The sequence below is a fragment of the Mucilaginibacter rubeus genome, assembly GCF_003286415.2.
Lineage (GTDB): Bacteria > Bacteroidota > Bacteroidia > Sphingobacteriales > Sphingobacteriaceae > Mucilaginibacter > Mucilaginibacter rubeus_A.
Window position 1 is genome coordinate 4637649 of record NZ_CP043450.1, and the last position, 21460, is coordinate 4659108.

At 42.4% G+C, this 21460-nt stretch carries 21 protein-coding genes; 8 read left to right on the top strand and 13 right to left on the bottom strand.

What is annotated here, in order from left to right:
* Positions 1 to 67: 67 nt before the first annotated feature.
* From DEO27_RS18175 to DEO27_RS18190, 4 genes are all read right to left on the bottom strand, one after another.
* Positions 68 to 1345: an adenylosuccinate synthase gene (locus DEO27_RS18175; protein WP_112567244.1), complete on the bottom strand. Its 1278-nt coding sequence runs from the start codon at positions 1343 to 1345 to the stop codon at positions 68 to 70.
* Positions 1346 to 1387: 42 nt separating this feature from the next.
* The gene (locus DEO27_RS18180; protein WP_112567237.1) at positions 1388 to 1690 is read right to left on the bottom strand and encodes a DUF6922 domain-containing protein; all 303 of its coding nucleotides are present in this window, start codon (positions 1688 to 1690) and stop codon (positions 1388 to 1390) included.
* Between the two features lie 6 nt (positions 1691 to 1696).
* A complete protein-coding gene (locus DEO27_RS18185) occupies positions 1697 to 2164 on the bottom strand; it encodes a Fur family transcriptional regulator (RefSeq protein ID WP_112567234.1) in 468 nt (155 codons plus the stop codon).
* Between the two features lie 134 nt (positions 2165 to 2298).
* On the bottom strand, positions 2299 to 4521 hold the full coding sequence (locus DEO27_RS18190; RefSeq protein WP_112567231.1) for a RelA/SpoT family protein: 2223 nt from the start codon (positions 4519 to 4521) through the stop codon (positions 2299 to 2301).
* A gap of 109 nt (positions 4522 to 4630) precedes the next feature.
* Here DEO27_RS18190 and DEO27_RS18195 point away from each other — a divergent pair, with 109 nt between their 5' ends.
* The 3 genes from DEO27_RS18195 to bshB1 are packed head-to-tail and all read left to right on the top strand — an operon-like array spanning position 4631 to position 6495.
* Positions 4631 to 5245 (top strand): DUF4294 domain-containing protein, encoded by a 615-nt coding sequence (locus tag DEO27_RS18195; RefSeq protein WP_112567228.1) that lies wholly within the window; start codon positions 4631 to 4633, stop codon positions 5243 to 5245.
* A gap of 4 nt (positions 5246 to 5249) precedes the next feature.
* Positions 5250 to 5756: a glutathione peroxidase gene (locus DEO27_RS18200; protein ID WP_112567225.1), complete on the top strand. Its 507-nt coding sequence runs from the start codon at positions 5250 to 5252 to the stop codon at positions 5754 to 5756.
* Between the two features lie 13 nt (positions 5757 to 5769).
* Complete coding sequence (bshB1, locus tag DEO27_RS18205) at positions 5770 to 6495, top strand: bacillithiol biosynthesis deacetylase BshB1 (RefSeq protein ID WP_112567222.1); 726 nt, start codon at positions 5770 to 5772, stop codon at positions 6493 to 6495.
* A 100-nt stretch (positions 6496 to 6595) separates the two neighbouring features.
* Here bshB1 and DEO27_RS18210 read toward each other — a convergent pair whose 3' ends face one another.
* Both DEO27_RS18210 and lat read right to left on the bottom strand, forming a co-directional pair.
* A complete protein-coding gene (locus tag DEO27_RS18210; protein ID WP_112567219.1) occupies positions 6596 to 7033 on the bottom strand; it encodes a hypothetical protein in 438 nt (145 codons plus the stop codon).
* A 223-nt stretch (positions 7034 to 7256) separates the two neighbouring features.
* Positions 7257 to 8588, bottom strand: a complete 1332-nt coding sequence (gene lat / locus DEO27_RS18215; protein ID WP_112567216.1) for an L-lysine 6-transaminase — start codon at positions 8586 to 8588, stop codon at positions 7257 to 7259.
* A 350-nt stretch (positions 8589 to 8938) separates the two neighbouring features.
* On the opposite strand from lat, the gene DEO27_RS18220 reads away from it, so the two are divergent.
* On the top strand, positions 8939 to 10951 hold the full coding sequence (locus DEO27_RS18220) for a PAS domain S-box protein (protein ID WP_112567213.1): 2013 nt from the start codon (positions 8939 to 8941) through the stop codon (positions 10949 to 10951).
* 3 nt (positions 10952 to 10954) lie between these two features.
* On the opposite strand, the gene DEO27_RS18225 is transcribed toward DEO27_RS18220, so the two are convergent.
* Positions 10955 to 11845 (bottom strand): 1-aminocyclopropane-1-carboxylate deaminase/D-cysteine desulfhydrase, encoded by an 891-nt coding sequence (locus DEO27_RS18225; RefSeq protein WP_112567210.1) that lies wholly within the window; start codon positions 11843 to 11845, stop codon positions 10955 to 10957.
* A 75-nt stretch (positions 11846 to 11920) separates the two neighbouring features.
* On the opposite strand from DEO27_RS18225, the gene DEO27_RS18230 reads away from it, so the two are divergent.
* A complete protein-coding gene (locus DEO27_RS18230; RefSeq protein ID WP_112567207.1) occupies positions 11921 to 12958 on the top strand; it encodes an RluA family pseudouridine synthase in 1038 nt (345 codons plus the stop codon).
* 73 nt (positions 12959 to 13031) lie between these two features.
* Complete coding sequence (locus tag DEO27_RS18235; protein ID WP_112567204.1) at positions 13032 to 13868, top strand: aminotransferase class IV; 837 nt, start codon at positions 13032 to 13034, stop codon at positions 13866 to 13868.
* A gap of 207 nt (positions 13869 to 14075) precedes the next feature.
* Here DEO27_RS18235 and DEO27_RS18240 read toward each other — a convergent pair whose 3' ends face one another.
* From DEO27_RS18240 to DEO27_RS18265, 6 genes are all read right to left on the bottom strand, one after another.
* Positions 14076 to 14873, bottom strand: coding sequence for a DUF3050 domain-containing protein (locus tag DEO27_RS18240; protein ID WP_112567201.1), 798 nt, complete (start codon positions 14871 to 14873; stop codon positions 14076 to 14078).
* A gap of 550 nt (positions 14874 to 15423) precedes the next feature.
* Entirely contained in the window at positions 15424 to 16155 is a 732-nt protein-coding gene (locus tag DEO27_RS18245; protein WP_112567195.1) for a YqjF family protein, read from the bottom strand.
* A 51-nt stretch (positions 16156 to 16206) separates the two neighbouring features.
* Positions 16207 to 17007, bottom strand: a complete 801-nt coding sequence (locus tag DEO27_RS18250; RefSeq protein ID WP_112567192.1) for a M48 family metallopeptidase — start codon at positions 17005 to 17007, stop codon at positions 16207 to 16209.
* 5 nt (positions 17008 to 17012) lie between these two features.
* Positions 17013 to 17663 (bottom strand): glycerol-3-phosphate 1-O-acyltransferase PlsY, encoded by a 651-nt coding sequence (gene plsY / locus DEO27_RS18255; protein ID WP_112567189.1) that lies wholly within the window; start codon positions 17661 to 17663, stop codon positions 17013 to 17015.
* A 103-nt stretch (positions 17664 to 17766) separates the two neighbouring features.
* A complete protein-coding gene (nadC, locus tag DEO27_RS18260) occupies positions 17767 to 18612 on the bottom strand; it encodes a carboxylating nicotinate-nucleotide diphosphorylase (protein ID WP_112568107.1) in 846 nt (281 codons plus the stop codon).
* Between the two features lie 170 nt (positions 18613 to 18782).
* Positions 18783 to 19181, bottom strand: a complete 399-nt coding sequence (locus tag DEO27_RS18265) for a DUF4783 domain-containing protein (RefSeq protein WP_112567186.1) — start codon at positions 19179 to 19181, stop codon at positions 18783 to 18785.
* A 195-nt stretch (positions 19182 to 19376) separates the two neighbouring features.
* Between DEO27_RS18265 and gpmI the strand changes: the two genes are divergently transcribed.
* Both gpmI and DEO27_RS18275 read left to right on the top strand, forming a co-directional pair.
* Positions 19377 to 20900 carry a 2,3-bisphosphoglycerate-independent phosphoglycerate mutase gene (gene gpmI / locus DEO27_RS18270; protein WP_112567183.1) on the top strand — a complete coding sequence of 508 codons (1524 nt, stop codon included), beginning with the start codon at positions 19377 to 19379 and terminating at the stop codon, positions 20898 to 20900.
* The gene (locus DEO27_RS18275; protein WP_112567180.1) at positions 20887 to 21453 is read left to right on the top strand and encodes a hypothetical protein; all 567 of its coding nucleotides are present in this window, start codon (positions 20887 to 20889) and stop codon (positions 21451 to 21453) included. The genes gpmI and DEO27_RS18275 overlap by 14 nt, the downstream gene beginning before the upstream one ends.
* The last annotated feature ends 7 nt before the right edge of the window (positions 21454 to 21460 follow it).

The following is a 21460-nucleotide window of genomic DNA, read 5'->3' on the forward strand; positions in this document are numbered from 1 at the left end:
CCTATTGCCCGTGTCTCCACGGGCAATAAATAGTTACGCCGTGAAGGCACGGGCAACGTATATATTATTAATGTAATGTTAAAGTCTGTTTCCTGTCCGGACCTACAGATAAATATTTTACCGGTACGCCAAGCTCGGCCTCAAGGTAATCAATATATGATTGTAGTTTAGCCGGGATCTCAGAAAGTTCGGTGATACCGGTCAGGTCTTCGTTCCAGCCATCAATTTCCTTATATACCGGCTCTGGCCTTACCGAGCAGATATCGTAAGGCATATAATCAATCTGCTCACCTAAATAGTTGTAGTGCGTGCAGGCATAGATCTTGTCAAAACCGCTTAACACGTCTGCTTTGGTCATTACCAGTTGGGTAACGCCGTTAAGCATAATCGCGTATTTTAAAGCAGGAAGATCAATCCAGCCGGTGCGGCGTGGCCTGCCTGTAGTCGCGCCAAATTCATGGCCTACTTTACGCAACTCTTCGCCGGTTTCGTTTTCCAGTTCGGTTGGGAAAGGACCACCACCTACACGGGTACAGTAAGCTTTAAAAATACCTATTACATCGCCAATTTGTTGCGGAGCAATACCTAAACCAGTACAAGCACCTGCGGCGGTAGTATTTGAAGAAGTAACAAACGGATATGAACCAAAGTCGATATCAAGCATTGCTCCCTGAGCACCTTCGGCCAAAACTTTTTTGCCGTCTTTAATGTAGCTGTTAACCAAATGTTCAGAGTCAACAAGCGGGAACTGACGCAGTACATCAAGCGCTTCAAAAAATAAAGTTTCGCGCTCCGAAAAATCTGCCACTTCGCCATAAAGCTGTTGCAGCATGGATACGTGCTTATCAACCAGTTTCTGGTAACGTTCTTTAAAATCGGGCAGGGTGATATCGCCAATACGTAAACCGTTACGACCAGTTTTATCCATATAAGTTGGGCCAATACCTTTTAAGGTTGAACCAATTTTGCCTTCGCCCATCTTTTTTTCATTAGCAGCGTCAAGCAACTGGTGAGTTGGTAATATCAGGTGCGCTTTTTTAGCAATTAAAAGATTCTTTTTAGCCAACAGGTCATGTCCGGCATCTTTTAATTTATCCAGTTCTTTTTTCAGGGTGATAGGATCAATCACCACACCGTTACCGATAAGGTTGATGGTGTTTTCAAAAAATATACCTGAAGGAATGGTGTTTAAAACAAACTTTTTACCGTCAAACTCCAACGTGTGACCGGCATTTGGCCCGCCCTGGAAACGTGCAATCAGGTCATAACCTGCACTAAGCACATCAACAATTTTTCCTTTTCCTTCATCGCCCCACTGGAGGCCTAATAATACGTCAACAGCCATTAATTTTTATTTTGTATATATGTATTGAATATTTTTGAGTGATTAAGCACCGTAATAATTCATCGATTGTGTAGACGGATACTTTTTTATGGGATAAATAAAATCTTGTAGTTTGAGCTTGAATACAAGGCAACAAAAATTAATTTCTTTAGGTCCAAGTTCTTTAGTCCTAATAACTGTCTTGCTTATTTTTTTATCGCCATAAAACTTTCTAATAGAATAGAAATCTTCTAATGAGCCGTTATTAATAACCGATTCCATAACAAATAGAGCATCTTTGTTATAGTCGATACTATCCATATCAACATCCCAAAATGCCTGTTTGCTTAAAATAGGTTTGTCCATTAACAGTTAAATTTTTCTGTCACAAAAACCCTCTCTTAATTTGGTACAATTACCATAAAGATTTAAAGAGTGGTGTTTGATGTCAAATTTTAAGATATCGCCCATCATACTCTGGATCTGCTGGATGCGCGGATCGCAAAATTCAACCACCTTACCGCAGTCGATGCAAATGATGTGGTCATGCTGTTTATAGCCGTATGATTTTTCAAACTGGGCCATGTTTTTGCCAAACTGGTGTTTGGTAACCAAATCGCATGAAACCAATAGCTCAAGTGTGTTGTAAACCGTAGCACGGCTTACGCGGTATTTTTTATTTTTCATGTGGATGTACAACGACTCCACATCAAAGTGATCTGTACGGGAATATATCTCTTCGAGTATAGCGAAACGCTCGGGGGTTTTCCTGAGGTTTTTATTTTCGAGGTAAGCCTCAAAAATTTTCTTAACCATTGGTATGGTATCCTGCTGTGACATAATGATGTATTAACGGGGCAAAGTTATTAATAATTTGTTAAGTGGTGAGTAGTTGATTATGTGAATGGTTGATTATGTTGACTTTCATTGCACAAAGCAACTACTCCCCAAATCAACTCAATCAACAATTCACCTCAAGATGCTTTCTCGATTGCCGAATCAAAACGGTTAACCGCGGTTACGCCTTTTACTTGTTTTAGGTTTTTAATCAGGGTGTCAAGGTGGCTGGTGTCATTAACATATAACATCAGCGACCCTTCAAATATACCATTATCACTGTCAACTGTAATAGACCTGATATTTATTTTAAAATCGTTTGATATTACCGTGGTAAGCTTGTTAATCAACCCTACCTCATCAATACCTGTGATGCGTAAACCGGTAAGGAAAGCAAGTTCCTGCTGGTTTGTCCAGCGGGCTTTTACTATCCTATAGCCGTAATTTGCCATGAGTTTGGCCGCGTTAGGGCAATTGGTGCGGTGAATCTTGATGCCGTCGCTCACGGTAACAAATCCAAAAACATCATCACCAGGGATAGGATTACAACAGTTGGCCAGTTTATAGTCTATCTTTTGCATATCCTCGCCAATGAGCAATATATCGCTGTCTTTAGCTTTGATATTTTTGATGAGATTTTGAACCTGTTCCTGGTCAATTTTATCCTGTGGTTTGCTTTCAATTATTTTTTCTGAGGCCTGATATTCTTTCAGGTCCTTCATATCAAGAATGCCCTTGGCAACATTGTAAAAAAGGTCCTGGGTGGCCTGCAGCTTAAAAAAGTAAGCTATCTTTTGCAGGTTTTCAGAGTTATAAGTGATCTTGAGCGATTTCATTTTACGTTCCAGGATCTCTTTACCATCCTCCGCGATTTTACGTTTCTCCTCTTTTAACGCCGATTTGATCTTGGCCTTAGCCTTTGCGGTAACCACAAAGTTAAGCCAGTCTTCTTTAGGAGTCTGCTTGCTTGATGTAATGATCTCCACCTGGTCGCCGTTTTGCAGCTTATAACTCAGCGGCACCAGTTTATGGTTTACTTTAGCACCAATACAGCTTGCGCCCACATCGGTGTGGATCTCGAAAGCGAAGTCAAGCGCTGTAGCATTTAAAGGTAACTGGATCAGCGCGCCTTTAGGCGTAAAAATGAAGATCTCATCGCTGAAGAGGTTCATCTTAAAGTCGTCGATAAAGTCGAGCGCGTTGGTATCCGGATTTTTAAGCATCTCGCGCACTTTGGTTACCCATTGATCAAGCCCGCTGTCGGTGCTGGCTTCCTTGTATTTCCAGTGCGCGGCGAAACCCTTTTCGGCAATCTCGTTCATGCGCTTGGTACGGATCTGTACTTCTACCCATTGGCCGCGCGGTCCCATCACTGTAGTATGCAACGATTCATAACCGTTAGCCTTAGGCGATGAGATCCAGTCACGCAACCTGTCGGGATTTGGACGGTACTGATCGGTTACTATAGAGTAAGCTTTCCAGCAATCAGCCTTTTCATGTTCAGGGGCGCTATCCAAGATGATACGGATGGCGAAAAGATCATATACCTCTTCAAAGGGTATCGATTTCTTCTTCATTTTATTCCAAATGGAATGGATAGATTTTGGCCTGCCAAATACATCGGCCTCAAGTCCCTGGCTTTGTAATGATTTATTGATAGGCTCAATAAAATCGCGAATAAAACGCTCACGTTCGGCCTTTTTTTCGTTCAGCTTATTTTTGATAAACTGGTAGGTTTCGCGCTCCATGTATTTCATGGAGAGGTCTTCCAGTTCAGATTTTATAGCGTATAAGCCCAGACGGTGTGCCAGGGGCGCATACAGATATACTGTTTCTGACGATAATTTAAGCTGCTTGTCCCTCGGCATAAACTCCATGGTACGCATGTTATGCAGCCTGTCGGCAAGCTTGATCAGTATTACCCTTACGTCATCGGCAAGGGTAAGCAGCATTTTACGGAAGTTTTCGGCCTGCAATGAGCTGTTGGTATCAAATACACCTGATATTTTGGTAAGGCCATCAATAATTTTGGCAACCTTTTTACCAAACTCCATCTCAATTTCATCAAGCGTCATGTTGGTATCCTCAACCACATCATGCAGCAGGGCGCACACTATCGATGTTGTACCCAGGCCAATTTCTTCGGCGGCTATTTGGGCTACTGCAATAGGGTGATATATATAGGGTTCACCGCTTTTACGGCGCATATCTTTATGGCTTTCAAGGGCCATATCAAATGCCTTACGTATCATGCGTTTATCGCCCTTTTGCAGGGTTGATTTACAGGCACGCAGCAGGGCACGGTATCTTTTTAGTATCTCGTTCTTCTCGGCTTCCAGGTCTATCACTAAGTCTTTCATGTACGGGGTATTAGCGGTATCTAATCATAAACATGCAGCAAATAAATATTATTGCAGGTATTAGTAAAATACCAAAAAAAATTACATTATTTTTGTATTAAGTAAAAATATGAAATTTATTGGTTCTCTGTTACTGTTATGTTGCTTGATGGGTGCTGCAAAGGCCCAAACAGTTACTCCTGCTCCAGTACAGCTTGGCAAAAATGATACCATCAGAACAGCCATGACCAACCTTGACGGTGAACTTGTGCCGTGGATAGTTGAACCCGAAGTTAAGATAGTTGATACCCGTATTTTTGCCAGCGAGGCCGACAGGCAAAACTATCGCCGTTTGCGCTATAATGTAATGAAAGTGTTGCCTTATGCACGTTTTGCAGGGCAAAGGTACCGTCAGTTACAACGCGATCTGGCTGTTACCGCCGACAGGAAAAAACAAAAAGAATTAGTGAGCACCTGCGAGGGTGAAATCAAAAACCTTTTTAACAAGGAAATAAAAAACCTGACAATTAGTCAGGGAGAGGTTTTAATTAAACTTATTGACCGCGAAACCGGGCAAACCAGCTTTGCCATGGTTAAGGAATTAAAGGGCGGCTTTAAGGCTTTTATGTTCCAGTCGGTCGCCAGCATATTTGGCCATAATCTTAAAGAAACTTACGACCCTGAAGAACAGAAAGATATCGAGGCCATTTTAAACCAGGCCGGATATAATTCATACAGCAATTAGTTTAATGGATAATAAAAGTATTTACCAGTTTAACATTCACAAGTTAAACGGTGAAGAGATCAGTCTTTCCGAATATAAAAACAAAGTCCTTTTAATTGTAAACACAGCATCGCAATGCGGTTTCACCCCGCAGTTAAAAGAACTTGCCGCTTTAAAAGCCCAACTTGCCGGCAAGGATTTTGAAATTCTTGCATTCCCCTCAAATGATTTTGGTGGCCAGGAGCCTTTAGATGGCGAAGCTATCGCCGTTTTCTGCGAAAATTTTGGAGCAAATTATCCCATCTTTCAAAAAATAAGGGTGCGTGGCTCTTATGCAGATCCCCTGTATAAATTTCTGGCAGATAAAAAGGAAAATGGAAATGTAGGCTCAGCGCCACGCTGGAATTTTCACAAATATTTAATTGACAGGAACGGCCATGTAGTTGATTTCTACTACCCTTTCACCAAACCAAACTCATCAAAAGTGAGGCGAAAGATTGACCGCCTGTTGACAACGGCGTCTGACCAATAGATTATTTTTGCGCATGCTAAAATTAGATATATTAGTTTTATCGGTACATCCCGACGATGCTGAGTTAGGTTGCTCTGGTACAATTGCAAAACATATTGCCCTTGGTTATAACGTTGGTATTGTCGACCTTACCCGTGGCGAGCTGGGCACCCGTGGCTCGGCCGAGATCCGTAAACAGGAAGCTGCCGCCGCTGCCGAAATATTGGGTTTAGCCGTACGCGAAAACCTGGGTTTACCCGATGCTTTTTTTGAAAACACACGCGAGCACCAGGTAAAGGTTATTGAAGCTATCCGCAAATTTCGCCCCTCAATAGTAATCACAAATGCGTACCATGACCGTCATCCTGACCACGGCCGCGCCAATGAGCTTGTTGAAACTTCGGCATTTTTAGCCGGCCTTCGCAAAATAGAAACGTTTGATGCCGAAGGCACCCCACAAGACGCATGGCGACCAGATATGGTACTTCATTTTATACAGGACAATTATATTACTCCTGATATATTAATTGACGTAACCGGATATTGGGATAAAAAAATAGAGAGCATTTATGCTTACGGATCGCAGTTTCATAACCCAAGCTGGGAAGGTGAGCCACAAACCTATATTTCAACACCCGATTTTATTGAAATAGTTACAGGCAGGGCACGTGAGTTTGGCAAAAGCATCGGGGCAAAATACGCCGAGGGCTTCACCAGTAGAAAAATTTTAGGGGTGGATAATTTATTTAACCTAAAATAATGCCATATTAACTATAGATTATATATAATTAATCTATTCCAATAAAAAAGGAGCCTGATTTTTCAGACTCCTTTTTTATTAACTTTAATATGAGCAATACTTAAGCCCTGATGTATTCAAAGCGGTTATTCTCATTGCTTCGCTCTCTTCTCAGCTTGTTTTCGTTAGCTAATTTTAAAAGGATACCTGAAAGTTCAGATGTTTTAAAATCAGAGTCATACTGATCCTTACAGTAATTGGCAATAGATGATATAGAACGCTGACTATCAAAAAAATCGGTATTTAATAATTGATTAAGTATTTTGGTAGCACCCGGTTTCTTACGTCCCGCAATAGCACCACCTTCATCCTCAATACGTAATTTCCTTGCTTTTTTACCAAACATTTCAACACCTTCGGCATCTACCTTCTCCGACTCGATCATTACTTCCAGTAAACGGTCAATTATTCGAACCTGTACAGCTTCAGATTTGAATGAATTTACAACCTCGGCTACTTCAACCAGTTGCTTCTTTAATTTCTCTATGTGTTTGCTCATGGTGATTGAATAGAACTGAGTTACTTTAATAGGGTTGCAACAAATCTAATCGGAATAATAACAAAAAATATGGCCTATTTTGGAAAAAAAGTAGCGTATATTAATATGTTTTTCCTTTTACAAATAATAGATGTTGTTTTTACCTTATTAAATATTAGTTAATTCCACACGTTTCATGAGCAGGATTTAGCTGTAGCCGGTATTGATCTTCTTTACCTATTTGTTAAAAAGTGGCCGAAAGCTGTTCAAGCATTTCAAGACCGGTATCAATATGGCTTTTTTCAATGATTAGCGCAGGGCGGAAACGTACGCTCCTTTCGCCACAGCCAAGGTACATAATATTATTCTCAAAACCTCTTTTAATAAAATTATCTCTTATGGTTTTGTCCGGAAAATCAAAGGCTGTAAGCAGCCCTTTTCCACGCACATTACTTACAACTGGGTGCCGCCCGGCAATTTCGCTTAAGCCGTTTTGCAGGTATTCGCCCATCACCGCAGCGTTATCACAAAGGTTATCTTCTTCAATAATTTCCATTATTTTTGATGAGCGTACCATATCAACCAAACTACCTCCCCAGGTTGAGTTTATGCGTGACGATACCTTAAATACGTTATCCTCAACCTCATCAATACGCCGGCTGGCCAATATACCGCAAACCTGCATCTTTTTGCCAAAAGCAATAATATCGGGGCGTGCTTTTTCACCAAAGTGTTCATGGCACCAGAATTTTCCTGTTAACCCCACACCTGTTTGCACCTCATCATATACCAGTAACGCCTCATATTCATCGGCGATTTCGCGCAGCTTTTCTAAAAACTCTTTACGCACGTGGTTATCACCGCCTTCTGATTGTACAGGCTCAATTATTATAGCACATATATCATCCTTATTATCCTCAAATGCCTGCCTGATCTGCGCTACTGATAATTGCTCGCGCCTTAACAGATCTTCGTGATTGGCATCGCTGTAGGGGAAATTGATATAAGGTACAGATACCCGCGGCCAGTCAAACTTGGCAAACCATTTGGTTTTATTGGGCACTGTATTGGTGAGGCTCAACGTGTAACCCGAACGCCCATGAAAAGCATGTTCAAAATGCAATACTTTAAATCCTTTTTCCTTAGTGTATCCCCTGGCAAAATTCTTCTGCACTTTCCAGTCCATAGCCACTTTTAACGCGTTTTCAATGGCCAATGAGCCGCCTGCTATAAAAAAAGCATGTGGCAAATAGTCGGGAATACCTATCCTATCGAAGGTTTCAACAAACTGAGCGTATTGGGTTGTATATATATCTGAGTTTGACGGATTAGTTAAAGCTGCAAGCATCAGGTTTTTCTTAAACTCCTCGTCATTCAGCATTTTGGGATGATTATAGCCCAAAGGCACCGAAGCGAAACAGGTAAAAAAGTCAAGTAGTGTACGGTTATATTTTGCGTCATAAATATAAACACCCTTACTTTTTTCCATATCAAAAGTGAGGTCGAAGCCATCGGCCAGTACATGCTTCTGAAGTGAAGCCTGGACATTCTGCGGAGAAATAAGTAGGTTGTACATATCAATTGGGTTTATTACAAATTTAGCAAAAACCGCCTAAAATCAAAATTTAAGCGGTTTTTGAACCGATTGACCAAAAAGTAACTTTAAATTGTTTAAAGTTACTTTTTGTACCAAACTTAAATCCGGTACACTTGTTCCTGATTCTAAAACGCACAAAAAACGATGAGCCAAAATCACCTTTACCGCGCAATTATGATCAAAAACCGCCCATTGCTGCCGTAACGCGATAATTAAAAATTCGCCGCATTTTCATAACAAATATTTCTTTTTGATTAAAGCCCTGAGGTTGGCTATTTAAATATTAAATTCGTACAACATACAACCAAAGGGAGGTATTATATAATAACATGGGAGAAGAACCATTACATGCTCCAAAAGCAGCATTTAATAATATTGCAGCCTGGGATTTGCTTGAAGACCTGCCCGTAGCCGTTTATACCTGCGATAAGCATGGCTGTGTAACTTCGTTTAATAAAGCTGCTGTAAAGCTTTGGGGTAAAACGCCGGAAGCTAATAAAGACAAATGGTATATAAACTGGCAGATATTTAATATTGATGGCACACCGCTGAATCTTGAAGAAACTCCTACAGCCAGAGTGTTAAAATACGGCAAAGCCGTAAAACAGCAGGAAATACTTATCAAACGTCCCAACGGCAGTATTAGTTATATATTATCAAATCCTAAACCCCTTTTTGATGAAAGCGGCCAGCTTACAGGCGTGGTCAATACGTTAATAGATATTACTGAACAAAAAAATGCCGAGGCTAAACAAGGCATGCTGGCTTCCATCATTGAATCATCCGAAGATGCCATTGTAAGCAAAAACCTTGATGGCATAATTACAAGCTGGAACAATGCCGCGCAACGCTTATTTGGCTATACTGATGAGGAAATCATTGGCAAGCACATCACAACGCTGATTCCGGAAGACCGTTATGATGAGGAAGAACTGATCATCAGTAAAATACGGGCCAACGAGCGGATAGAACATTTTGAAACCATTCGCAAAACAAAAAGCGGCGAAGAAGTTCAAATTTCGCTTACCATATCTCCTATAATGAACAAGGCCAATAAGGTAATAGGGGCTTCAAAAATAATACGTGATATAGGCAAACAAAAAAAAGCTGAAGACAGGCTGCAGCAGTACGCCGAACGCCTGGAGATATTAAATTCGATAGGACAGGTTATCTCGGCAGAGCTTGATATTCAAAGCATTTTGCAAAAAGTTACCGATTCCACTACTCAGTTGTGCGGGGCGCAGTTTGGTGCTTTTTTTCACAACCTGGTTAATGAGCAGGGCGAATCATATATGCTATTTACGCTTTCGGGCGCACCGCGGGAGGCCTTTGAGAAATTTGGGATGCCCCGCAACACAGCAGTGTTTCATCCAACCTTCAGCGGTGAGGGAACAGTACGGGTGGATGACATTACCAAAGATCCCCGCTACGGAAAAAATGCACCTCATTTCGGTAAGCCGGCAGGGCATTTGCCCGTAGTAAGTTACCTTGCTGTCCCAGTAAGGGGTAAATCGGGCGAGGTTATTGGCGGATTATTTTTCGGCCATGAGCAACCAGCCAGGTTTACCAAGGAGCATGAGCAGCTTGTATTGGCCGTAGCTGCCCAGGCTTCCGTGGCGCTGGACAATGCTAAACTATACGAGGATATCAAACAACTCAACGAAAAAAAGGATGAGTTTATAGGTTTGGCAAGCCACGAGTTAAAAACGCCGGTTACCAGCCTGAAAGGGTATTTGCAAATCATTGCCCGCAATTTACCTGCTGATGATAGAAACAAGTTACTGGCAAACCGCGCGCTCGAACAGGTAGGCAGATTAACTACGTTGATATCAGATTTGCTTGATGTTACCAAAATCCAAACCGGTAAACTACCTTTTACCTATGCGGATTATGATATCATAAAATCAATTACCGATTTACGCGAGATCCTGCAACAGACAGAATCATCGCACCAGATCATTTTAAACCTTCCCCTTGAACGGTTAATTATTCATGCTGATAGTCAGCGTATCGAACAAGTGATCATTAACCTTGTAACCAATGCAGTTAAGTATTCGCCCAAGGGGGATAAAGTAATCATTACAGGTGCTGTTATCAATAATAAATTAAGGATCTCGGTACAGGATTTTGGTATCGGCATTCAGCCAGATCAGTTAGAACGCGTGTTCTCGCGCTTTTACCGGGTTGAGAACCTTGCTTCGCATATGTCGGGATTAGGGATAGGCTTATACATTTGCCAGGAAATTGTTAACCGACATCAAGGCAGGCTTTGGGTTGAAAGTACCTACGGCGAAGGGTCTACCTTCTATTTCGAGCTACCGTTAAATACACCGACTAATTAGGATTTATTTAAACTTTTCCTTCATCCCCAGTAATCCCCAAATGCCACCGCTATGAATAGCCAGGATTCGGCTGCCCGATTTGAAATACCCTTTAGTAATCAGATCATATAAGGCAAACATCATTTTACCCGTATATACAGGCTCAATCAATATGCCTGTAGCAGGTACAAATTCTTTAATAAAGCTGATGAGCTCACCATTGGCTTTACCATAACCTCCAAAATGGTAACCGACATGAAGGTCGTAGTCCGTTTGTTGCGTTAAAAAGCGGTCGATCTCATCTTTAATAAATCCGCCGTTCTTAAACACAGGTACCGCGTTGAATTTTGTTTTAAGCTGATGCCGGTTTAATCCGTTAAGGATGCCTGCCGCGGTGGTTCCTGTGCCACAAGCGCAAAAAATATGATCATAACTTTCCGGCAGCTCGTCAACCAGTTCGCTGCAACCTTTAGCTCCCTCGGCAGATGCACCACCTTCGTCAATAAAAAAAGCTTGCTCATCGTGGCCAAAATGTTGATTGAACAAGGCGGGTTTATCACGATAGCTATCCCGATCTGTAAACAGTAGTTCCATGCCATGCAGGCGGCACAAAAACAAAGTATCGTTATCAACTTCCTCCCCCCTTACAATGCCTGTTGATTTAAAGCCAAACTTCGCGGCTGCAGCGGCTGTAGCCATCAGGTGGTTTGAGTAAGCACCTCCAAAGGTTACAAGGTGCGTTTTCGCTTCAGCCTGCGCCTGTTTAAGTAGGTATTTAAGCTTACGCCATTTATTTCCTGATATCATGGGATGGATCAGATCATCGCGCTTGATAAAAACTTTTACACCCCGAGCATCAAACAAAGGGCTGTTGATTTGCTGCACCGGGCTAAAAATTTCAAGATCAATGTTCATAAAATAATACGGCGTTAATGCTATTGCAATATTACGTTTAACCTACCACAAAAAACGATTACTTTTGCGCCTCAAATGGCACACGAACCCGAACTTATTGAGCAGGAAGAACAGGACTTGTATGAACACTTACGTATAGTGGTTGACAAGGGCCAGTCGCTTTTGCGGATTGATAAATTTTTGATGCACCGCGTAGAGAACGCTTCGCGCAACCGCATTCAAAATGCTATTGAACTGGGTAACGTGCTGGTGAACGATAAAACCATCAAATCAAGCTATAAAGTAAAACCGCTTGATGTAATCTCCGTAGTGCTGCCGCATCCGCCGCGTGATACCGAAGTTTATCCCGAAAACATCCCCATCAAAATCATTTATGAAGATGATGATGTACTGGTTGTTGACAAGGAAGCAGGTATGGTGGTGCACCCCGGCTATAACAACTATACCGGAACATTGGTGAACGCGCTGGTGTATCACTTTCAGCAATTGCCAACCCTGCCGGGTAATGATGGCCGCCCGGGATTGGTACACCGCATTGATAAAGATACCTCGGGCTTGCTGCTCATCAGCAAAAATGAGCGTGCCATGACCTGGCTCGCTAAACAGTTTTTTGAGCATACCATCACCCGTAAATACCTCGCATTAGTCTGGGGTGATTTGCCTGAAGATGGCACCGTAACCGGCTACATTGGCCGCAGCGTAGCCGACAGGCGGGTAATGTCGATATATGAGGATCCTGAAAAAGGCAAATGGTCGGTAACGCATTATAAGGTATTGGAGCGCATGGGTTATGTTACGTTGATCGAATGCCAGCTGGAAACCGGTCGCACACACCAGATCAGGGCGCATATGAGGCACATTGGTCATCCTTTGTTCAGCGACGCCACTTATGGCGGCGATAAAATTTTAAAGGGGACCATGTTCAGTAAGTACAAGCAGTTTGTTGAAAACTGTTTTGAGCTAATGCCACGGCAGGCACTACATGCGCAAACGCTCGGCTTTTTACATCCCACGTTAAAAAAGCGGGTACATTTTGAGTCGCCCTTACCGGCCGATTTTGAAGCAGTACTTGCAAAATGGCGAAAATACAGTGATACAGATACGAAGCAATAGACGTTAGATAAAGCATACAAACAATACCCGGTAAACAAATAAGCACGATCAAATTACAATATCTACCTGTCCCATGATGCCCGTATTCATCAATTTTAACGGCGAATATCTTCCTCAAAATACACCATTGCTATCCATTGGCAACAGGGGCTTTAAATATGGCGACGGCCTGTTTGAAAGCATGCGGCTGATGAAAGGGAAACTAAAATTTGCCGAACTGCATGCCGACCGGCTTCAGCGGGGTATGAAAGCCCTTAAAATTGACGGCTATTCGCAAATGGATACCTGGTTTTTAAACGATATAGTTAACGAACTTGCCCGCAGAAATAAGGTAAAGCACGGCAGATTGCGTTTAACCGTTTACCGCGATGCTGAAGGCTTGTATACCCCTACCCAAAATAAAATGGGCTATTGTTTGGAACTGACCGCATCAGAAGAGCCAAGATACTTTTTAAACGAGAAAGGGCTGATCATGGATGTGTTTACCGAGCTGCCCAAACCGTCCAATTATCTATCGAACATTAAAACCTGCAACTCGCTTATTTACGTAATGGCCAGCCTATACAAAACCCAGAACAAGCTGGATGATGTATTTTTACTAAACCAAAGCGGCAACCTCTGCGAAGCCAGCAGCTCTAATATTTTCATCAATTATCAAAATCACCTGTATACCCCGGCATTAAGCGAAGGCTGTGTTGAAGGCGTTATGCGCCAGGTAGTGATTAAGCTGGCGAATGAAAACAACATCGAAATAACCGAAGCCCAGATAAATCCAGATATTTTATATGAGGCTGATGAAGTGTTTTTAACCAACGCTACCCGCGGCATACAAACCGTTATGGGTTTTGGCGTAAGGCGTTACTTTAACCAGTACAGCAAAGTGCTGATGGATGAGTTAAATAAGTTGTAGGGATTTTCAGCGTTCTTATTCAATAAAACCCGTTGTCATTTCGACGAACCGGTGGGGAATAATGTGCATAGGGTGAGGAGAAATCTTATGCGCCTTATTGTAAATCGTGCATAATAATCTTTCCTTGCGTATAAGATTTCTCTTTCGCGCCAGCGCTCAGATTCTCCCCATGCTCTGTCGAAATGACAACTTTTATAGAGTGTATGCTTAGAAGGAACTTACTTCCTGTACTTTTATCGCCTCCAATATCCCATCCCAAAGCGCAATACGCGCCTGTAGCGCTTCTTTAACAGCTTCGGTAGCTTCGCTCCACTTGCTTTCATCGTCGCCGCAAAGTTCGGCTGTCATTTGATAGGCTAATTGTGAATGATGATCGCCATCAACTTCTATATGACGCTCCAGATAGTAAAGCAGGATATCAACTTTGCCCGGCAATTGTTGGCTTAGCTCTTTTACTATGCTCACAAACATATCCGGAATTAGGTCCTCGCGACCAAAAGTGAATACCGCGGCCTGCAGATAATCTTTATTAGTATCTATAACATCAAAAGTATGTTGCACAAAGTTGCGGGCTGCTACCGGAATATTGGCTATGATCAAGGCTTCATCAATATGCTTGCCGAAATTCAATTCGTTAAACAGGTTATTGATACCGTTAGCGACACTTCCTGCTTGCTGCATGGCACGCAGGTAAAGTTCAAAATGGCTTGCGTGGTTACCCTGCTCGTCAATATCACTTTCTTCGCCGGCCACTATTTCGTTGATCAGGTAACGGGTATTAGCGTTTCCTGTAGGCATCCAGGGGGTAACGGTGCAGGTAAGCTTTTGCTGCAAAGCTTTTAGCAACGACATGAAGTCCCACACAGCAAACACATGGTGCTCCATAAAAACGGTAAGCTCTTCAAGCGAGGTAATATTTTTATAAAGCTCGTGATTGATAAGCTGGTCGCGTAAAGGCTGGATCTCGTTTTTTAAATGTGCAATGCGGTTACTGTAATTTGCCATGTATCAAAATTATATGGGTGGCAAAAATAGTAAACAAGGTGATTACTAATGAAATGATTATTTTTTTTGACGGGACGGTGATGAGGGAAATTAAAGCTGTTTATATAAATAGAACTTCAAAACACAACAGAATCAGTTGGAAACAGGAAAATGAAATTACGAAGACAGCATTGCGAGACACCAAGCAATCTTTCACCACGCCGTCATTGCGAGGCACGAAACAATCCCTAACTATACAGAGCGGCTCTACTTATTGGGGATTGCTTCGTTCCTCGCAATGACGTAGTTGTAAGTTGTTGGTTGTTAACGATATTTTTTAATTCAATTTTCTAAATATTGGCGTTGCCTGCGGCCCGTGCTATACGCTCATACTACACAGGCATTAGCCACAAGGCCGGTATCCGCTCCTATCACTAACGCGCCCCCGCACACCATCGCTAAAATATACGCTATACCTCATCACGTTTTTTTCAGTCCCTCCTATTGGTTCTTCGCAATGACGTTTCTTTATAACATATTATTTTCAACAAACCTCATTCGATGCCTCCCTTCATTTCCCCACCACTATCTTCTCCCCCATCCTTACAACAATATCCGATCCCAGCGCGTAAAAAGCCGAAACAGGTTCTTTTTCAAGAAACGGTTTAAACTCGGTGCCATACAAGGCGGCAACATCGGCATCAAAAACATAATCGCGAACCAGGCCGGTTTGCCAGGAGATATGTTCAACCTGGTACTCCATGGTTTTTGTTGTGCTTAGCCCGTTGTATCCCCAATAATGTTCTAAAATAAACTCTTCGGGACTACCCGGCTTAATATCCACTAACTCATTACTTGCCGTAGCGCCAAGCTTGTTCCAGTGCCCCTTGAGCTTCCATTCATACAAAAATTCGGTATGATGATCTTCGGTTGCAATAATAGAACTGCGCATAGGCAACGCACGGTAATGTTCTTTATAAAGATTATTGGCAATAAGCACGATCATTTGTTTTGGCACAATTTCGCTGATAAAAACAGCGCCGCGTTTCCATTCGGTACCGTTAAAGTATCGCACATAAAAACGCAGGTTCACCTCTTCAAAGTTCACGTGCCATGGCCATTTTATGCCCATAACCTGTGTATCCAGAAACATAAAGCCAACCATGCTCACCAAGGCTTTGCCTTCCCAAAGATCGAGTACGGTACCTGCAGGTATGTAAGGTTTTAATACGGCGGCATCAACCTCGTAATTGAGCATCACCAGGTTTTTCCATTGTGCTTTTAAAAATTCACTTTTAGCCATAAAAAGAAAAATCCCGCCTTTTGCGGGGCAGGATTTATTGTAATGAGGTAATTAGTTTTTATAATATTTCATGGCCTCAGGTATGAGGTTCTGGATATCGGCAATACGGGTAGCATCAGCCGGGTGGGTGCTCAAAAATTCGGGTTGAGCGCCGCCTTTGTTTTGAGCTGCCATACGTTGCCAAAAAGCAATGGCATTATGCGGATCATAACCGGCCATAGCCATAAAAGTTAAACCTAAACGGTCGGCCTCTGACTCTTGTTTACGGGAATAAGCCAACAACTTCAACTGGCTCCCTACGCCATACAAAGTGCTGATTGCCGTTTGTGTAGCTTGTGATTGCTGACTTGTTGCAGCGCCAACCAATTGTCCGCCGCCCTGCACCAGCATTTCCTGTGAAATACGCTCGGCCGAGTGGCGAGCGATGGCGTGACCAATCTCATGCCCCATAACTACTGCAAGGTAAGCATCGGTATTAGCAACAGGTAATAAGCCGCTGTAAACAGCAACCTTGCCACCAGGCATACACCAGGCATTAACCTCGCTGCTCTGGATCAGGTTAAACTCCCACTGAAAGCTATACTGATCGCCGTAGCCATTTTCTTTAAGATATTTTTCAATTGCGGCTGCCAGCCTGTTACCAATAACCTTAACGCGCTGCGCGTCATTACCACTGGCAACAACTTTGGTTTTAGGATCTGTAAGGAGTTGTTTGTAGCTTGCCGCCGCCGATTGGTTTACTTCGGCATCACCAACAAGACTTAATTGTTTACGGCCGGTAAGCGGCACGGTTGAACATGAAAAGACAGCCATGATGGCTATCAGGACTAATGCAGGTTTAAATTTTTTCATAATGATCAGGCAGTTGCTTTCTTTTTAAAAAAATTGACTTTTGATTCTTTGCCTCTTATTAAGCGTTCAATGTTTTTTTGGTGCGTTACCAACACAAGTACACAAATGCACATGCCATAAATCACTATCGACCGGATAGGCGTCGGAAAAACAAATGTAACGCCAATAGGATAAGTAAAGGCTGCTGCAATTGAGCTAAGCGACACGTACTTTGAAATCAATAACACCGTTATAAAAACAATTATGCATAACAAAGCGGCATGAAAATGTATAGCCAAAATCATTCCAAACAAGGTTGCTACACCTTTCCCCCCTCTGAAACCTGCAAAGATCGGGAACAGGTGGCCCATAACCGCGGCTATGCCCAAAGCAAGCTCATAGTTGGTATATGCGGTTGAGTTGATGGCGCCTGTGGCAGACGCGCCAATAAAATAAGCGAAGTTGGTAGCTGCCCAGCCTTTAAATATATCAAGCAGCATCACAGGGATACCTGCTTTTTTACCAAGAACACGAAAAGTATTTGTAGCACCGGCATTACCGCTTCCGTACTCGCGTACATCCACTTTGTAAAAGGCCATACCTATCCAAACAGCCGTAGGTATCGAGCCGCACAGATAAGCCATTATGAGTGCTGTAACAGAGTAAACGGTTATCATTCTCCTGCAATATTACAAAATTGAAGCGGTAAAAGCGTTTTAATCTCAGCGCTTTTACCACTAAACTTTGTTTAACAATATGTTATCTGTTGTTTAACTACCCCTATTTTACAGCTTTAAGACTAAGGTCAAGGCTTTTAACAGAATGAGTAAGCGCGCCTACCGAAATATAATCAACGCCACAATCGGCATACTGGCGGATGTTATCAATGGTAATTCCGCCCGAAGCTTCGGTAATAAAACGCCCTTTGTTCATGGCTACCGCCTGGCGCAGGTTATCGAAATTGAAATTATCTATCAAAATGCGGTTTACGTTACCGATTTGTAAAACCTGCTCCAGTTCATCAAGGTTGCGAACCTCAATTTCTATAGCCAGTTTTTTTCCGTTATCAGTGAGGTATTGGTTAGCGCTTTCAATGGCTTGTCTTATTCCGCCGGCGTAATCAACATGGTTATCCTTGATCAGGATCATATCATACAAACCAAACCTGTGGTTTACGCCGCCGCCTATACGCACTGCCCATTTCTCCAGGTAGCGAAGCCCCGGAGTAGTTTTACGGGTATCTAAAACTTTGGTGTTAGTGCCTTTCAGCAGGTCGACAATCTGCCGGGTTTTTGTAGCAATTCCCGACATGCGCTGCATACAATTCAGTACCAAACGCTCGGCAGTTAAAATACTGCGCGAACTACCTTCAACCTCAAAAGCCACGTCGCCATATTTTACAGGAACGCCGTCCTGCAAAAAAACGTTTATTTTAAGGTTTGGATCAACCACATGAAATATTTCGGCAGCCAGCTCAACACCGGCCAGTATTCCATCGTCCTTAACTAAAAGTTTTGCTTTGCCGGTAGCGTCGGCAGGGATAGTTGAAAGTGAAGTATGGTCGCCATCGCCAACATCCTCACTTAAAGCATTATTTATAAACTGATGTATTAGTTCCTTATCCAATTGTGTACTTTTTATAGTGTCAAAAGTAACAACAATTTTCAAATGCGGGGGTTTGATTACGGTAAAGATAATGGTTCATTGTTCATAGTTCATGGCAAATCACTGACTATGAAAACTATTCGGCTCAAACAGGTGCCATGAACCATTAACTATGATCCATGAACTACAGATCACTTCACCTTTTCATCTTCAATTTTCAACTCAACAACATTGGTGCTTTTGCCTGCGTCTTTAAGGGTTATTGCAACGCGGAACTCACCTTTGTCTGTATTTAAAATATATACTCCAAAATGGTAATTACCGCCTGAGTTTACTTTATGCAGCAATTTGATGCCCTGAGGTTTATTCTTGGCGAAAAACTTATCCAGTATTACCGCTGCCTGGGTTTGAGAGTAAACATTCTCATCTTCCATGATGGTTATCTCTACATTGTTGGCAAATAGTTTGGAAAGTTCTTTGGTATTACCGGCTTTTAAAAGATTAGCCACGTTATCTATCACATCAGCATACGACGAAGCATATGGGATCAGCAACAACAAAACTAACGATGGCAAGTATTTCAATTTCATACTATAATAACGTACTAATAGGTGTTAAAGTTACAAAGGGCCACTAACTGTTTAGTTGTTTTTCATGTAAGATAAAATGGTATTTCAAAACCTTGTATACTACATACTAACACGGAAGTGGCACTTTTATTTCAGACCGCTAACCTAAATTAAAAAATTATATATAAAGTACCCCGTTGCCTTTATATTTGCATTGTGGAAAACAAAAAAAAACTCGCATTAATAATACTTGATGGCTGGGGTTACGGCCGTAATGATCAATCAAACGCTATAATAGCAGCTAAAACTCCTTTTTTTGATAGCCTGATTGAACAATATCCAAATTCAAAACTTGAAGCTTCAGGAACAGCAGTAGGTTTACCTGCCGGGCAAATGGGCAACTCTGAAGTTGGCCACATGAACCTTGGTGCTGGTCGCGTGGTTTACCAGGAACTTGGCCGTATTCATAAAGCAGTTGATGATAATGAACTGCCAACCATCCCGGTATTGAAAGATGCCTTTGAATACGCTAAACAAAACAATAAAGATGTACACTTCATTGGCTTAGTATCTGATGGTGGTGTTCACTCACATATCAGGCACGTAAAAGGCCTTTGCGATGCTGCCAAACAACTGGATGTTAACAACGTATATATCCACGCGTTTTTGGATGGCCGTGATACCGACCCTAAATCAGGACTTGGCTTTATTACCGATCTTGAAGAGCACATTGCCGGTACCGGCGCTAAAATTGCTTCTGCAATTGGCAGGTATTATGCCATGGATCGCGATAACCGCTGGGAACGCGTGAAACTGGCTTACGACCTGATGGTGAATGGCATTGGTACGCCAACTCAAAATGTTACCGACCTCATCAAGCATTCATACCTTGAAGATGTTACCGACGAGTTTGTAAAACCAATAGTTGCTACAGATGCTGAAGGAAATCCATTAGCTGTTATTAAAGATGGCGACGTGGTGATCTGCTTCAACTTCCGTACAGACAGGGGCCGCGAGATCAGCATTGCGCTTACCCAGAAATCGTTCCCAGAGTACAACATGCACCCGCTGTCTGTCCGTTACATCACCATGACCCCATATGATGAAACATTTAAAAATGTTCAGGTTGTTTTCAACAAAGAAGATCTGACCAAAACCCTGGGCGAGATCCTGCAAAATGCCGGAAAAACCCAGATCAGGATAGCAGAAACTGAAAAATATCCTCACGTAACGTTCTTCTTCTCGGGTGGCCGCGAAAAAGAATTTGAAAACGAAAAAAGGTTATTAGCGCCATCTCCAAAAGTTGCAACTTATGATCTGCAACCTGAGATGAATGCTGCTGGTATCCGCGATGCCATCATCCCTGAATTGGAAACAGGCTGGCCTGATTTTGTTTGCCTTAACTTTGCCAATACTGATATGGTTGGCCATACCGGTGTATTCAGCGCGGTAGTTAAAGCTGCCGAAACTGCCGATAGCTGCACCAAAGCCGTTGTTGAGGCTGGTTTAGCCAATGGCTACTCGTTCATTATCCTGGCCGACCATGGTAATGCCGATTACATGATTAACGAAGACGGTTCGCCAAACACAGCACACACTACCAACCTGGTACCATGTATTGTGATTGATAAAGACGTAAAAGAAGTAAAAGACGGAAAACTGGGCGATGTGGCGCCAACAATATTAAACATATTAGGTGTTGCCATACCTCCCGAAATGACTGGTAATGTATTGGTATAATCCAAAAAACATAAGCAAAGCCGCCCTCATGGGCGGCTTTTTGTTATTAATAGCAACTTTATATTCCTGCAGGCCCGATAACAAGCAAAGCGGTGCTAAACTGGCTTATTTCGATCTGAAAGAATTTTTCAGGGCCGACTCTGCACGGCTTACTAAGTTAAATCCCGCTGTTGTTAAAACAGTTACCCACAATGGCGTTACCGAAACTAAAACGGTACACATTGGCAACTGGAACCAGGAGCTCAATTTATTTATCCAGTCGGACATTAACCGTCCTGCCTGGAAAAACAGTTACATTGTTAGCACCAGCGATAGCGCTATCGTTTACAGGGCCCGTACACCGGAGTTAAAAACCCGTCGTATTATCATTAAAAAAGCAGGCGATAAAGTGGAATGGATCCTGATTTACAACCACACCAAAAACCTACTGTACGAAACCAACGAAAAGTTGAGTTATTTTCCCGATTCGCTTTACATGATCCAGAAAACACAGCATGTAAAACTGATGGGACGTAATGACTATAAAGTGCAGGGGACTTTACCCAAAAGGTAAAAAGAAA